General features: G+C 64.4%; 12 protein-coding genes. 4 read left to right on the top strand and 8 right to left on the bottom strand.

Features of this window, described 5'->3' with window-relative positions; translation table 11 throughout:
* Positions 1-100: 100 nt before the first annotated feature.
* Both BBG20_RS18860 and BBG20_RS18855 read left to right on the top strand, forming a co-directional pair.
* Positions 101-919 (top strand): alpha/beta fold hydrolase, encoded by an 819-nt coding sequence (locus BBG20_RS18860; protein WP_065905884.1) that lies wholly within the window; start codon positions 101-103, stop codon positions 917-919.
* 145 nt (positions 920-1,064) lie between these two features.
* Positions 1,065-2,063: an NAD(P)H-quinone oxidoreductase gene (locus BBG20_RS18855; protein WP_065905882.1), complete on the top strand. Its 999-nt coding sequence runs from the start codon at positions 1,065-1,067 to the stop codon at positions 2,061-2,063.
* A gap of 34 nt (positions 2,064-2,097) precedes the next feature.
* Here BBG20_RS18855 and BBG20_RS18850 read toward each other — a convergent pair whose 3' ends face one another.
* The 3 genes from BBG20_RS18850 to BBG20_RS18840 form a co-directional block, all read right to left on the bottom strand.
* Entirely contained in the window at positions 2,098-3,222 is a 1,125-nt protein-coding gene (locus BBG20_RS18850) for an alkene reductase (RefSeq protein ID WP_065905880.1), read from the bottom strand.
* Positions 3,223-3,302: 80 nt separating this feature from the next.
* Positions 3,303-3,980 (bottom strand): type 1 glutamine amidotransferase domain-containing protein, encoded by a 678-nt coding sequence (locus tag BBG20_RS18845; RefSeq protein ID WP_065905875.1) that lies wholly within the window; start codon positions 3,978-3,980, stop codon positions 3,303-3,305.
* Positions 3,977-4,606 (bottom strand): TetR/AcrR family transcriptional regulator, encoded by a 630-nt coding sequence (locus BBG20_RS18840; RefSeq protein WP_065905872.1) that lies wholly within the window; start codon positions 4,604-4,606, stop codon positions 3,977-3,979. The genes BBG20_RS18845 and BBG20_RS18840 overlap by 4 nt, the downstream gene beginning before the upstream one ends.
* Before the next feature lie 172 nt (positions 4,607-4,778).
* On the opposite strand from BBG20_RS18840, the gene BBG20_RS18835 reads away from it, so the two are divergent.
* On the top strand, positions 4,779-5,717 hold the full coding sequence (locus BBG20_RS18835) for a GlxA family transcriptional regulator (RefSeq protein WP_065905870.1): 939 nt from the start codon (positions 4,779-4,781) through the stop codon (positions 5,715-5,717).
* Here the strand turns inward: BBG20_RS18835 and BBG20_RS18830 are convergent.
* The 3 genes from BBG20_RS18830 to BBG20_RS18820 are packed head-to-tail and all read right to left on the bottom strand — an operon-like array spanning position 5,704 to position 9,934.
* Entirely contained in the window at positions 5,704-7,125 is a 1,422-nt protein-coding gene (locus BBG20_RS18830; protein WP_065905868.1) for an aldehyde dehydrogenase family protein, read from the bottom strand. The genes BBG20_RS18835 and BBG20_RS18830 overlap by 14 nt on opposite strands.
* Positions 7,122-8,417 (bottom strand): aminotransferase class III-fold pyridoxal phosphate-dependent enzyme, encoded by a 1,296-nt coding sequence (locus BBG20_RS18825; RefSeq protein ID WP_065905865.1) that lies wholly within the window; start codon positions 8,415-8,417, stop codon positions 7,122-7,124. The genes BBG20_RS18830 and BBG20_RS18825 overlap by 4 nt, the downstream gene beginning before the upstream one ends.
* Before the next feature lie 11 nt (positions 8,418-8,428).
* Positions 8,429-9,934, bottom strand: coding sequence for a serine hydrolase domain-containing protein (locus BBG20_RS18820; RefSeq protein ID WP_065905863.1), 1,506 nt, complete (start codon positions 9,932-9,934; stop codon positions 8,429-8,431).
* 140 nt (positions 9,935-10,074) lie between these two features.
* Between BBG20_RS18820 and BBG20_RS18815 the strand changes: the two genes are divergently transcribed.
* Positions 10,075-10,953, top strand: coding sequence for a GntR family transcriptional regulator (locus BBG20_RS18815; protein WP_065905861.1), 879 nt, complete (start codon positions 10,075-10,077; stop codon positions 10,951-10,953).
* Between the two features lie 146 nt (positions 10,954-11,099).
* Here the strand turns inward: BBG20_RS18815 and BBG20_RS18810 are convergent, their stop codons facing one another.
* Entirely contained in the window at positions 11,100-12,338 is a 1,239-nt protein-coding gene (locus BBG20_RS18810) for an OprD family porin (RefSeq protein ID WP_404940346.1), read from the bottom strand.
* 157 nt (positions 12,339-12,495) lie between these two features.
* Positions 12,496-14,124 carry an ABC transporter ATP-binding protein gene (locus BBG20_RS18805; RefSeq protein ID WP_065905857.1) on the bottom strand — a complete coding sequence of 543 codons (1,629 nt, stop codon included), beginning with the start codon at positions 14,122-14,124 and terminating at the stop codon, positions 12,496-12,498.
* Positions 14,125-14,126: the final 2 nt, after the last annotated feature.

The raw sequence follows: 14,126 nt of genomic DNA, 5'->3' as shown, positions 1-14,126 counted from the left end.
CGCTGGACCGTTCAACCGAGCACACCGGTACAAGCCCTTCGTCCGGTTTCACGCAATAGTGCGCTAGAGTCTTTCAGCCCCCTCAACCAGGAGTTTTTGCATGAGCACATTTGTTGCAAAAGACGGTACCCAGATCTATTTCAAGGACTGGGGCAGCGGTAAACCGGTGTTGTTCAGCCACGGTTGGCCACTGGACGCCGACATGTGGGAATACCAGATGGAATACCTCAGCAGCCGCGGCTATCGCACCATCGCCTTTGACCGTCGTGGCTTTGGTCGCTCGGACCAACCCTGGACCGGCAACGACTACGACACCTTCGCCGACGACATCGCCCAGTTGATCGAACACCTGGACCTCGAGGACGTGACCCTGGTGGGCTTCTCCATGGGCGGCGGCGATGTGGCCCGCTACATCGCCCGCCACGGCAGCGCACGGGTGGCCGGCCTGGTGCTGCTGGGCGCCGTCACCCCGTTGTTCGGCCAGAAGCCCGACTATCCGCAGGGTGTCCCGCTCGATGTGTTCGCAGGGTTCAAGACCGAGCTGCTGAAGGATCGCGCGCAGTTCATCAGCGATTTCAACGCACCGTTCTATGGCATCAACAAGGGCCAGGTCGTCTCCCAAGGCGTGCAGACCCAGACCCTGCAAATCGCCCTGCTGGCCTCGCTCAAGGCCACGGTGGATTGCGTCACCGCGTTCGCCGAAACCGACTTCCGCCCGGACATGGCGAAGATCGACGTACCCACCCTGGTGATCCATGGCGATGGCGACCAGATCGTGCCGTTCGAGACCACCGGCAAAGTGGCGGCGGAGTTGATCAAGGGCGCCCAACTGAAGGTGTACAAGGACGCGCCCCACGGGTTCGCGGTGACCCACGCCCAGCAGTTGAACGAAGATCTGTTGGCGTTCCTAAAACGCTGAGTTAATGTCTGCCTTTATCGGCCGGGCTTGCCCGGCCTTTTTTTACGCGCTCGAATCTCGCGCGGTCGCCGGGCACGATCGTGCTGAACCGCCGCCCCCTCGCCACGGTCCCAACCCATACGTTCATCGCTGCAGGTAGGCTCAAATGACACTTCCCAAAGAAATGACCCTGATCGAAATCACCGCCCCCGGCGGCCCTGAAGTGCTGCAACCGCGCCGCGCCGATGTGCCGGTCGCAGGCCCCGGCGAGATCCTGGTCCGCGTGCATGCCGCCGGCGTCAATCGCCCGGATGCGTTGCAACGCGCCGGCAAGTACCCGATGAAACCCGGCATGAGCCCGATCCCCGGCCTGGAAATCGCCGGTGAAGTGGTGGCGCTGGGTGACGGTGTCAGCGAATACGCCGTGGGCGACAAGGTCTGCGCCCTGACCAATGGCGGCGGCTATGCACAGTTTTGCAGCGTGCCGGCCACCCAGGCGCTGCCGATCCCGCAAGGCATGGACTGGATTCAAGCCGCCGCCGTGCCGGAAACGTTCTTCACCGTGTGGGCCAACCTGTTCGGCCTGGGCGGCGCCCACGAAGGCCAGCGTGCGCTGATCCACGGCGGCACCAGCGGCATCGGCACCACCGCGCTGATGCTCTGCCGCGAGTTTGGCCTCCAGGCGTTTGCCACGGCCGGCAGTGCCGACAAGTGCGCCGCGATTGCCAAACTGGGCGGCGAGCCGATCAATTACCGCGAGCAGGACTTTGCCCAGGTCATCGCCGAAAAAACCGCCGACAAGGGCGTCAACGTGGTGCTGGATATCATGGGCGGCTCGTACCTGAGCAATAACCTCAAGGCCCTGGCCATGGAAGGTCGCCTGGTGATGCTGGGCTTCCTCGGTGGCGGCAAGGGCAATGACGTCGACCTGCTGACCATCATGGCCAAGCGCGCGATCATCACCGGCTCGCTGCTGCGCTCGCGAACCAAGGACGAAAAGGCCGCGATTGCCGCGCAGTTGCGTGAGCACGTGTGGCCGGTACTGGCCGCCGGGCGCTGCCTGCCGATCATCGATAAAGTCTACGAATACACCGATGCGGCCCAGGCCCATGCGCGCATGGAAGGTGGGGACCACATCGGCAAGATCGTGTTGCGGGTGGCGTAATCAGCGGGCAACCCCTCCCGGATTGGCGGCGTGATTACCCGAGGTAGGTGGGGTAGTCGATATAACCTGCTTCTCCCCCACCGTACATCCCCTCTTCGCGCAGCGGATTCAACGGCCAGCCCTTGAAGATCCGCTGCGGCAGGTCCGGGTTGGCAATGAACGGCCGCCCGAATGCGATCAGGTCCGCCAGCCCCGCCTCGACCAGGCGCGCGCCGCGTTCGGCGGTGTAGCGCCCGGCGTAAATGATCCGCCCGCTGAACGTCTCGCGCACAGCCTGGCGGAAGCTGTCGGGCAGGTCGGGCGCGTTGTCCCAGTCGGCTTCGGCGATGGACAGGTAAGCAATACCCGACGCCTCCAGCACCTTGATCGCCTCGATATAGGTGTGATGCGGGTCTTCCTCGACCAGGCCGATGTACACGCGGTCCTGGTCGGTGCCGCTGAACAACGGAGAAAACCGCACGCCCAGGCGTTCCGGGCCGACCACTTGGCACACCGCTTCAACAATCTCGCGCAGGAACCGCAGGCGGTTATCCAGCGAGCCACCGTATTCATCATCACGCTGGTTGGCATGCGCCGAGATGAACTGGTTGACCAGGTAACCGTTCGCCGAGTGGATTTCCACCCCGTCAAAGCCGGCGTCCAGCGCATTGCGGGCAGCCTGGGCGTACTGCGCGACCAATGCCTTGACCTCAAGCGTGGTCAAGGCGCGCGGCACCGGCGGTTGCTTCAGCTCGCCGACGCCAGGCCCGGTTTCGATAAAGGCCTTGGCCTGCAGCGCGGCAATCGCCGAGGGTGCGACCGGCGCCGCGCCCTCAGGCTGCAACGCGTTGTGCGACACACGGCCGACGTGCCAAAGCTGGGCAAAGATCACCCCGCCGTCGGCATGCACGGCATCAGTGACCGTGCGCCAGCCATCAATCTGCGCCGCCGAATAAATCCCCGGCGTCCACGCGTAGCCCTGGCCACGGGGCTCGATCTGCGTGCCCTCGCTGACCATGAAACCGGCACCGGCACGCTGGCGGTAGTACTCGGCCATCAGCGCGGTGGCGATATCGCCAGGTTGGGCACTGCGCTGGCGGGTCAGGGGCGGCAGTACGACCCGGTTGTTCAATGTGTGGTGGCCGAGGGTGACCGGCGTACTTAAAACAGGCTGGGTCATGTGAAATTTTCCAAATTCAGGACGAACAAAAGCGTTGGCGACGCTTGCGCGTCGCCAAGGAGTGACTGCAGTTAGTTAGCTCAGGCGGTGAGTTTCAGCAGGGCCTTGGCCACATCGCTGGAACTGGCAGGGTTCTGCCCGGTGATCAACAAACCATCTTCGAGGACAAAAGAAGCCCAATCAGCGCCCTTCTCATAGTGGCCGCCGAGTTTCTTGAAATCATCTTCGATCAGGAACGGCACCACATCGGTGAGGCCCACCGCCGCTTCTTCCGAGTTGGAGAAGCCGGTGACGCGACGGCCCTTGACCAGCGGCTCGCCATTCACCGCCTTGACGTGACGCAAGGCCCCCGGTGCATGGCAGACAAAGCCGATGGGCTTGCCGGCACGTTCGAACGCTTCGATCAGCGCGATGGAGGTCGGCGATTCCGCCAGGTCCCACAGCGGGCCGTGCCCACCTGGGTAGAACACCGTGTCGAAGTCGTCCGCGTTGACCGTGTCCAGCTTGACGGTAGTAGCCAGCGCCTGCTGTGCAGCCGGGTCGGCGGCGAAGCGGCGGGTCTGCTCGGTTTGCGCATCCGGCTGATCACTCACCGGGTCGAGCGGCGGCTGGCCGCCGGCCGGGGAAGCCAGCACCAGTTCGGCACCGGCGTCCTTGAACACGTAATACGGTGCAGCAAATTCTTCGAGCCAGAAGCCGGTCTTGCGGCCGGTGTCGCCAAGCTGGTCGTGAGAGGTCAGTACCATTAATACTTTCATTTTCCAGTGCCTCGATCGATGTGAATGTCAGGGTTTTCAGGGCGACCCAACAGCTGTCGGGTCAGCAACAACGCCTCGTCAAAAGGCGCGGGTGTGCGGGTGATCTTGCTCATGACGCTGGCGCCCAGCCATAACGCGTACAGCTGCCGGGCCAGGACCTGCGGGCTGTGTTCGAGCAACAGCGAGCCGTCCTGCACGCCGCGCTGCATGGCTACGGCGAGTAAATCGATGGTGCGTGAGGTGCCCCGCTGCAATGCCAGGCGCATGGGCTCTGATAGGTCTGACACCTCCGCGCCGAGTTTGACGGCAAGGCATTTGCCGGCATCGGTGCAGCCCGTCTGGTTGTCGATCCAGCACTGCCAGTAGCGCATCAATTTGGCGTGCTGGGACAAACCCGTCTGGTTGAACAGCTGTTCCATGCCCTGCACGTACTGGTCGAAGTAGGTGTCGAGCAGGACCACGCCAAACGCGTCCTTGGACGTGAAGTAGTGATAGAACGAGCCTTTAGGCACTTCGGCGGCTTGCAGTATTTCGTTCAGGCCGACCGCAGAAAATCCCTTGGCGCCGACAATCGGCCGTGCACTGTCAAGAATGATCTGCCGTGCACTTCTGGTTTCGTTGCTCATGTCTTCATCCCGTCCGATTAGACCAGTCGTCTCGTCGTTGGGTGAATGTTAGGGATGGGGCCAGCCGCTCACAATGTCATATCCGCAAGGATTCCGGACACGCCGCAAAGGCGGTTGCCGTTTTCCCGGCAGCCGCCGACAATCGCCTCTCCCACGCTCCTGGAGAGATGCGATGCACAGCGTTGCGCTGATGGTTTACCCGAACTTCGAATGCCTGAGTCTCAGCGTCGGGTCGGTGTTCGAGTGCGCGAACCTGCTGCGCGGCGAACCGGCTTATGAGTTTCACCTGGTGTCGGAGAATGGCGGTGCGGTGATGGCGTCCCAGGGTTTCTCGGTGAACACCACCCAAGTGCGCGCCGAAGGCTATGACACGCTGATTGTCAGCGGCTACATGGAGTTTCGCCTGCCGGAGCTGAGCCTGCTGGAACTGGTCAAGGCCGCCTCTGCGCAATCGCGGCGGATCGCCTCGTTGTGCATGGGCATCTTTGTACTGGCCGAAGCCGGCCTGCTGGAGGGCAAGCGCACCACCACCCACTGGATTCACGCACCGGCCTTTCGCAAGCGTTACCCGGCTATCCACCTGGAAGAAGACAAGCTGTTCGTGGTCGACGGCCAGATCTGGACCGGCGCCGGCATGAGTGCCGGGGTCGACCTCGCGCTGGCGATGGTCGAGAACGACCTGGGCAGCGATCTTGCGCGGCGCATCGCACGCAAGCTGGTGATTGCCCAGCGCCGGGGCAGCGAGCAGTCGCAGCTGTCGGCCTTGCTGGAACTGGACCCCAAGTCCGACCGCGTGCAATTGGCCCTGGCCTACGCCCGCGAAAACCTCACCCACGACCTGTCGGTGGAAGCCCTGGCCGAGGTCGCCCGGCTCAGCCCGCGCCAGTTCAGCCGCGTGTTTCGCGAGGAAACCGGGCAGACGCCGGCCAAGGCCATCGAGTCGCTGCGCGTGGAAGCCGCGCGGGCAATGATGGAGACCAGCCGCCACCCGGTGGAAGTCGTCGCCCGCGAAACCGGCTTCGGCGACCGCGAGCGCATGCGCCAGGCCTTCCTGCGCGCCTTCGGCCAGCCGCCGCAGGCGATGCAACAGGCGTTGTTCAATCCGGGCTAGGCTGGTAGCCGAACAGTGACTTCACTTCCAGATAGTCCTCCAGCCCGAACACGCCCCATTCGCGGCCATTGCCCGACTGCTTGTAGCCGCCGAACGGTGCGCCGTTGTCGGCCTTGCTGCCGTTGAGATGGACCATGCCGGTGCGCAGGCGCCGGGCCACGGCACGTGCACGCTCCAGGCTGCCGGCGGTGACATAGCCCGAGAGCCCGTAAGGGCTGTCATTGGCAATGGCAATCGCCTGGTCTTCGCTGTCGTAGGGGATGATCACCAGCACCGGGCCGAACACTTCCTCGCGGGCAATCGGTGTGTCTGGATCGACATCGGCGAAGATCGTGGGCCTGGCGTAGAAACCCGTCGTCACCCCGTGCGGGCGTCCCACGCCGCCGCAGACGGGCGGGCTATCGACGGCCGCGAGCAACGCCTGCACCCGCTCGAACTGCGCCTGATTGGCCAAGGGTCCCATGGCCGTGGCGGGGTGGCTGTCGTCGAAGCAGACCTGCGCGGCGACTGCCTGTGCAATCGCCACCGCCCTCGCCTGCAACGCCCGTGGCACCAACATTCGCGTCGGCGCATTGCACGACTGCCCGCTGTTGCGAAAACAGCTGCTGACACCATGGCGCACCGCCGCCTCCAGGTCGGCATCGGCCAGGATCAGGTTGGCCGACTTGCCGCCCAGTTCCTGCGACACGCGCTTGACCGTGTCCGCCGCCGCCTTGGCCACCGCGATGCCCGCGCCGGTGGAGCCGGTGAAGGACAGCATGTCGATACCGGCATGCCGCGCCATGCCGTCGCCGACCGTCGGCCCGTAACCGTTGACCAGGTTGAACACGCCCTTGGGCACCCCGGCGCGGTGCAGGATATCGGCCAGCAGCATGGCCGACAGCGGCGCCTTTTCACTGGGCTTGAGCACCATCGTGCAGCCCGCCGCCAAGGCCGGGGCGAGCTTGCAGGTGAGCTGGTTGAGCGGCCAGTTCCAGGGCGTGATCAGGCCGCACACGCCGATCGGCTCGCGACTGATCAGCGTGCTGCCGTGGGTGCGGTCGAACGCGTAGTCTTCGAGCACCGCATAGGCCCGCTGCAAGTGGCCCAGCCCGGCCGGCACGTGGGCACTGCGCGCCAGTGACAAGGGCGCGCCCATCTCCTGGTGCACGCACTGCGCCAGGGCCTCGCTGTGTTCGCGATAGCCCTCGATGATCGCCGCCAGCAGCGCCAGGCGCTGCTCCCGCGTCCACTGGCTGTAGTGATCGAAGGCGCGCCGGGCGGCAGCCACTGCCCGGTCGAGGTCGCCAAGCGTGCCCAGGCTGATGGTCGCGACCGCGCACTCGGTGGACGGGTCGATCACTGCCAGGGTCTCGGTGCCCAAGGGCTTGACCCACTGCCCGTCGATATAGAAATCCCGGTGGTTCATCGCGTCGCCTCAAGGGCCTGCGCCAGGGTGTGGAAGATCAGCGCAAGTTGTTCCTGGTCGAGGATCAGCGGCGGCGACAACACGATATTTTCTCCGGACGCGCGCACCAGCACGCCTGCATCGAAACAGCGCTGGGCCACCTCGGCCGCGCGTGCCCCCGGCGCCCCGTCGCGGGGCTTGAGTTCGACGGCACACAGCAGGCCAATCGCACGCACATCAAGCACCAGCGGCTGTTCGCGCAGCGCCAGCGCAGTGGTTTGCCACAGCGGGGCGATCTGCTGCACATGGGCGTTGATGCCCAACTCTTGATGCACTTCAAGGGTCGCGAGACCTGCGGCGCACGCCAGCGGATGGGCGGAATAGGTGTAGCCGTGCATCAATTCAATCGCCTGCTCCGGGCCTTGCATGAAGGCCTCATACACAGCGCCACTGACCAGCACGCCGCCCATCGGCACCGCACCGTTGGTGAGGCCCTTGGCCAGGGTCATCAGGTCCGGGGTCACGCCAAACGCCTGGGCAGCGAAGCTGTGGCCGACACGGCCGAAACCGGTGATCACCTCGTCGAAAATCAGCAGCACGCCATGCCGATCACACAGCTCGCGCAGGCGTTGCAGGTAGCCGAGTGGCGGCGCATACACCCCGCCGGAACCGGTCACCGGCTCGACAATCACCGCCGCCACCGTGGCCGGGTCGTGAATCTCCAGCAGGTGCAGCAAGGCGTCCGCATACTGCACGCCTTGCTCCGGTTGGCCGTGGCTGAAACGCGAGCCGGCATCATAGGGCAGCGGCAGGTGCGCGACGTCGCCGAGCAGCGGCCCGAAGTCGCGTTTCTGCCGGCCAATGCCGGACACCGACAGCCCGCCAAAGCCCATGCCGTGGTAACCCTTGGCGCGGCCGATCAGTTTGGTGCGGCGGCAATCGCCGCGGGCCTGATGGTAGGCACGGGCGATCTTCAGCGCGGTGTCCACCGCTTCCGAGCCGGAGTTGGTAAAGAACACTTTATCCAGGCCGTCCGGGGCGCTGGCCACCAGCCGATCGGCCAGGGTCAGTGCGGCGGGATGGCTCATCTTGAACGAGGACACAAAGTCCAGGCGCCCCGCCGCTTCGCGAATCGCCTCGACAATCCGCGCCTGGCCGTGACCGGCGTTGACGCACCAGAGCCCGGCCATGGCGTCGAGCACCTGGCGCCCATCAGTGGTGGTGTAATGCATGCCGGCGGCGCGATCAAACAGCATCGGCGCGCGGTTGAACGGGCGCATGGCGGTAAATGGCGCCCACAAGGAAGAGGTCATGGGTGTACTCCTTAAGACGCGATGCGCGTGCCGATCAGGGTCGGGCGCTGCAAGGCGCCGGCATTGGTATTGACGCCGCGCGCGAAGTGCAGGCGGCCGTGATGCAAGCGGCAACTGACGTGGTCGCCGAAGGCGGTTTCAACAAAGCGCCAGTCCATGCGCAACTCGCCCTCGGCAGTCCAGCAGGCCTGGGCGACCACCGGGGTCTGCTCCGGCTGGTATTGGTGGTGCAGGTAATTGCCGGTGAGGCTGGTGATCGACTCCAGCGGCTGCTGGAAACCCGCGCGCAGGTGATGGGTGCCACGGTGGTCGACGAGGGTGAAGTCGCAGTGATCGGGATGGAAATCAAAAGCCAGTTCGCGCACGCCGTCTTCATTGGGCTCGATGCTGAAACGGCCTTGCAGGGTGGTACTGGCGGGCGAGCTTTTCAGGCCTTGCAACGTCGGCAGGTGCAGCTCGTCAATCAGCGCGTCCAATTGCGCCTGGCTGCCCTGGGCATCCGCACTCGCGCGGCCCAGCGCCGGGAACAGGTGTTGCCACAGCGCCTGGTGCAAGCGCTTTTCACCCAGGCGCAGGCCGCAGGTGAACACGATGACCGTGTCCTGTGCCGGCAGCACGATGCACTGCTGGCCGAACACGCCAGAGGCGTAGTAGCCACCGTGCTCGGTCATCCACCACTGGTAGCCATAGCCTTCGCGCTGGGCTTCGTTGGCTTTGTTCTTGTCGCGCGGCAGGTACTGCTTGCCGTCGAATTCGCCCATCCACACATCCTGCACCTGGTTGCGCGTGGCGTCGTCGACCCACTGTGGCGAGAGCAACTGGCGGCCCTGCCATTGGCCACGGTTGAGGTGCAGCACGCCGAACTTCAGCGAGTCTTCGCTGGTGCAGCTCAAGCCGTTGCCACCGGCGTTGAACCCGCCTGGCGCCAGGTCCCACTCCAGGCGGTCGAGGCCCAGGTGATCGAGGACGCGCGCCTGCAACAACGCGTGCAGGGTCTGCCCGGTGACCTGGGTGACGATAGCCGAGAGCATGAAACTCGAGGCACTGCTGTAGATGAACGACTGGCCCGGCGGCTCGTCCACCGGCTCCTTCAGAAACGCCTCGACCCAACTGCTTTGCAGGTTGCGCCAGTCACCGCCGGAAATACCGCGGGTGTGGCCGGTGCGCATGGTCAGCAGATCCTCGACCGTCATCGCCGCAAGGTTCGCACTGACAGGTTGCGGGCACAGCTCGGGGAAGAAGCTCACGACCTTGGCGTCTAGGCTCAGGCGCCCGTCATCGATCAACAGGCCGACGGCGGTGGCGGTCCAGCTCTTGGTTGCCGAATGCTGCACGTGGGGGCGGTGCGCCGAATAAGGCCGCCAGAAGGCCTCGGCCACCACTGCGCCCTGGCGATACAGCATGAAACTGTGCAGCTCCAGGCCGGCCTCGGCCACGGCCCGGAGGAAATCGAGAATGCCGGCCGGGTCGACGCCGCGTTCGGTGGGCAGGGCCCGGGGCAGCGGGATGTAAGTCATGATGGGTCCTCTGGATGTTTTTATATTTCAAATAATGCAGATAAAGATTTGATCGACGCGGCGCTGATGTATTTGAGCCGCCTATAATTCAGCTTTTCCGGGTATCCTTGCCTCCCCTGTCACAGGAAAGACTTCGCACCATGGCCCCACTCACTTCGCTGCAGACCAAAGTCGCCGGGCAGATCCTTGCCGCCATCGCCAGCGGCGACCTGCAACCCGGTATGCACCTCAAGGAAGTGGAACTGGCGCAGCGCCTGGGCGTATCGCGCTCGCCGATCCGCAGTGCGCTTTCCTACCTGGCCGAACAGCAGGCCATCGAGCCGCTGCCGCAGCAGGGCTATCGCGTCCCGCTGCAGGCAACCGATGGCCTGGCGCAGCAATTCAGTGAGTTGCACAACGAAGAGGACCAGCTGTACACGCGGCTGATCGACGACCGGCTGAACCAGGTGCTGCCCGACCAGATTTCCGAAAGTGATTTGCTGCGCCGCTACGGCGTTGGCAAAAGTGTGTTGCGCCGCTGCCTGCTGCGGCTCTCGGATGAAGGCGTGATGCAGCGCAAGCACGGGCATGGCTGGCAATTCCTGCCGACGCTGAACAGCCCGCAGACGCGCTTCGAGAGCTACCGCTTCCGCATGCTGCTGGAGCCGGCCGGGCTGCTGGAACCGACCTTCAAGATCCACCCGGAACACTTCCGCCGCTGCCGCGAGCGCCAGATGGAACTGCTCGAAGGCAAGGTCGACGGGCAGCGCTTTATCGAATGCAACGCCGAATTCCACGAACTGCTCGCAGCCGCCTCCGGCAACGGCTACATCCTGCAGGCGATCCAGCAACAGAACCGCTTGCGGCGGCTGACCGAGTTCCACACGGTGAACAACGTGGAACGCGTGAAAGTCTCGTGCCAGGAACACCTGGCAATCCTCGATGCGCTGGAGCAAGGCGATAACGAGTGGGCGTCGACGCTGCTGCATCGACACCTGGATGTGGCCAGCAAGTTGCGGGTGGCGCGGAACAAGGGATGACGGGTTGCCCCGGTGGGCATCCCTGTTTCGCCTAGGCGCACGGTCCCAGACCGCAAACCCAGACGCAGGAATGGAGCGGTACGCCGACATACCGCCATCGCAGGCAAGCCGGCTCCCACATTCAGACCGAGTCGCCCCCACTCGCATCACCAGAGCGCCACGGTATAGCCAACAATCACCCGGTTCTCATTCATATCCCGGAGATAGTTAGCCTTGCTCAACCCATTGCGCCAGCGCAACGACACCCCTTTGAGCGCCCCGGACTGAAACACATAGCCCAGGTCAATATCGCGCTCCCACTCACGGCCCTCCCCCACAAACCCCTTCACCTCGGCCTGGTCGCCCTTGGCCCAACGCGTCGAAAACGTCAGCCCCGGCACGCCCAACGCGGCAAAGTCGAAGTCATACCGCGCATGCCAGACGCGCTCGTTGGTCTGCGAGAAGTTGCTCAACTGGTACTCGGAAAACAGGTAGGTATTGGTCCCGTCCACATAGGTAAACGGCGTCTCGCCATACTGCTCCTGATACCCCCCGCCAACGCTGTGGCCCTTGTAGCTGAACATCGCCCGCGTACTCAGCGCGCGGTTGTCGACCTTGCCTGCAAGCCCCGCACCGGACTTGTCCGCATCGAAGTAGCGGATGTCGGTCTTGAGGGTGCCGCCGCCCAGGGCGAAACTGTTTTTCATCCCGACGAAATGCTGCTGGTAGATGTCCTCCAGTTGCGCAAAGTGATAGGTGAGGGTCATGCCCGGCGTAAGCTTGTAGTCGCCGCCGGCAAAGCGGAAGCGGTCACTCTTGCCGGAGCTTTTGTAGGCGCCGCTCTGGCTGGTCAGCGCCATGTCTTCGTAGTCGGTGGACTCGCGCTGTTTGGTCTGGTCGATCTGCCCACCGATCAACGCCAGCCCGGCGATGTCCGTCGAGGTCACCTGGGTGCCACGAAAAGTCTGCGGGAACAGCCGGCTGGTGTTCGGTTGCAAGGTCGGCAGGTCCGGCAGCAGGTAGCCGCTGCGCAGTTCGCTCTGGGCAAAGCGCACCTTGCCGGTCACGCCATACTTGGAATATTCATCGTGGGCACGCTTGGCATAACTCGGCTTGCCCGGCGTCGCGTCGTTGTCCCGCGACAACAGGCCGGAGCCCGAGCGGTCCGGGCTGGAATCGAGTTTCAGGCCGAGCATGCCGACCACGTCCACCCCAAAGCCCACGGTGCCTTCGGTGAAGCCCGACTTCAGGTTGAGGATAAAACCCTGAGCCCATTCCTCGCGCTTGGATTGCCCGGCGTCCTCGCGATAATCACGGTTGAAGTAGTAGTTCTTCAGTTCCAGATCAGCCTTGCTGTCCTTGATGAAGTCCGCCTGGGCCGGGACGCACAGCAGGCCCCCGCTCATGAGGCCGACGCCCTTCAGGATCAGGTTGAGGTTGTTGTTATGCATGTTCTTGGCTCCTGGCAGTCGTTATCGGTGAGTAGGTCTTATTGTTTTTCTGGGCACGACATTCCCCATCGCGCAGGGTTTGAAGGCCTGCACGCCGGGTGAAATCAGGGGGTTAAATCGCCGGTCGTATTCGGTAGCCGCCGTCCGGCAGTTTCTCCAGCGGGCTGGCGGCGGCCAGCAATTGCCGGGTGTACGGGTGCTGCGGATGGTCGAAAATCTGTTCGCGCGCCCCCACTTCCACCACAGTGCCCTGGTGCATCACCGCCACCCGATGGGCAATGCGCTCCACCGCCGCGAGGTCATGGGAAATGAACAGGCAGGCAAAGCCGTACTGCGCCTGCAGGCGTTCGAACAGCTCGAGAATCTGCTTCTGGATAGTCATGTCCAGCGCCGAAATCGGCTCGTCGGCGATCACCAGTTGCGGGTGGCGCACCAGGGCGCGGCCGATGGCGACGCGCTGGCGCTGGCCGCCGGAGAGCTGATGGGGGAAACGCTCGACAAACTGCTCGCCCAGGCCGATGTCCTGGAGGGTCTGCGCCACCCGCTCACGTCGCTGGGCGGCGTTCAGGCCGGGTTCGTGACGCAGCGGTTCGGCGAGGATGTCGCCGATTTTCATCCGCGGGTTCAGGGACGAATACGGGTCCTGGAAGATCATCTGGCATTGCAGGCGGTGCGTGCGGTTGGCGGCCTTGAGGATGTCCACGCCCTTGAAGCGGATCGCACCGGCGCAAGGTTTGATCAGGCCGACCAGCGAGCGCCCGAGGGTGGTCTTGCCCGAGCCGCTGCCGCCCACCAGCGCCAGGGTTTCGCCGGGGGCAATCACCAGGCTCGCGGAGTGCACCACACGGGTGTGCTGGCGCTTGCCCCAGAACGAGGTCGGCCCCGGGTGCTCGATGCACACCTGGTCCACTTCCACCAACGGCCCGTTGCTGGCCGGCAATGGCGCCAGCACGCCGCGCCGCGGCAACGCCTCCAGCAACTGGCGGGTGTACTCGGCCTTGGGCGCCAGCAGGATATCTTCAATCGTGCCCTGCTCCACCGCCTGGCCGTGACGCATTACCACCACCTTGTGCGCATAACGGGCGACCAGGGACAGGTCATGGCTGATAAACAGAATGGCCGTGCCCTGCTCGCGGGTCAGTTCCAGCATCAGCTCGATCACGTCCAGCTGCGCCAGGCAGTCCAGTGCGGTGGTGGGCTCGTCGGCAATCAACAGCGCCGGACGCAGCAGCATCACCGAGGCCAGCATGATGCGTTGGCGCATGCCGCCGGAAAACTGGTGCGGATAGGATTCCAGGCAGCGCTCGGCGGCCTTGATGCCGATGCGCCGCAGCATGGTCAGGCAACGCTCGCGGATCTGCGGCGGGTCGAGGTCGGTGTGCAGCCTCAGCGCTTCGCTCATCTGCTGGCCGATCTTCAGCGCCGGATTGAGCGACACCATTGGTTCCTGGAACACCATGCCGATGCTCGCGCCACGAATCGCGCGCAGCTCCTCGGGGCTGACGCTGGCCAGGTCACGGCCCTGGAAATCCAGGCGCCCGCCGCAGACTTGCATGGGCAACGGCAGCAGGCCGATGGCGGCGCGCGCGGCCATGGTCTTGCCGCTGCCGGACTCGCCCACCAACGCGACGATTTCACCGGGCGCGATGCTGAAACTCAGGTCGTCGACTGCCAGCGGGCCGTGTTCGCCCACGCGGATCTGCAAGTGTTCGACGTTCAGCAAAACAGGATTGGCGGACATCT

It is taken from the genome of Pseudomonas aylmerensis, from assembly GCF_001702265.1.
GTDB lineage: Bacteria > Pseudomonadota > Gammaproteobacteria > Pseudomonadales > Pseudomonadaceae > Aquipseudomonas > Aquipseudomonas aylmerensis.
Note: the sequence above shows the minus strand (reverse complement) of the source record. Positions and strands in the feature narration are given on the sequence as shown.

Coding starts and splice junctions, on each gene's coding strand:
- BBG20_RS18810 (WP_404940346.1), bottom strand. CDS start 12,338: ATGAGCGGGGGCCTGCTGTGCGTCCCGGCCCAGGCGGACTTCATCAAG.
- BBG20_RS18845 (WP_065905875.1), bottom strand. CDS start 3,980: ATGAAAGTATTAATGGTACTGACCTCTCACGACCAGCTTGGCGACACC.
- BBG20_RS18840 (WP_065905872.1), bottom strand. CDS start 4,606: ATGAGCAACGAAACCAGAAGTGCACGGCAGATCATTCTTGACAGTGCA.
- BBG20_RS18815 (WP_065905861.1), top strand. CDS start 10,075: ATGGCCCCACTCACTTCGCTGCAGACCAAAGTCGCCGGGCAGATCCTT.
- BBG20_RS18805 (WP_065905857.1), bottom strand. CDS start 14,124: ATGTCCGCCAATCCTGTTTTGCTGAACGTCGAACACTTGCAGATCCGC.
- BBG20_RS18855 (WP_065905882.1), top strand. CDS start 1,065: ATGACACTTCCCAAAGAAATGACCCTGATCGAAATCACCGCCCCCGGC.
- BBG20_RS18830 (WP_065905868.1), bottom strand. CDS start 7,125: ATGAACCACCGGGATTTCTATATCGACGGGCAGTGGGTCAAGCCCTTG.
- BBG20_RS18835 (WP_065905870.1), top strand. CDS start 4,779: ATGCACAGCGTTGCGCTGATGGTTTACCCGAACTTCGAATGCCTGAGT.
- BBG20_RS18825 (WP_065905865.1), bottom strand. CDS start 8,417: ATGACCTCTTCCTTGTGGGCGCCATTTACCGCCATGCGCCCGTTCAAC.
- BBG20_RS18850 (WP_065905880.1), bottom strand. CDS start 3,222: ATGACCCAGCCTGTTTTAAGTACGCCGGTCACCCTCGGCCACCACACA.
- BBG20_RS18820 (WP_065905863.1), bottom strand. CDS start 9,934: ATGACTTACATCCCGCTGCCCCGGGCCCTGCCCACCGAACGCGGCGTC.
- BBG20_RS18860 (WP_065905884.1), top strand. CDS start 101: ATGAGCACATTTGTTGCAAAAGACGGTACCCAGATCTATTTCAAGGAC.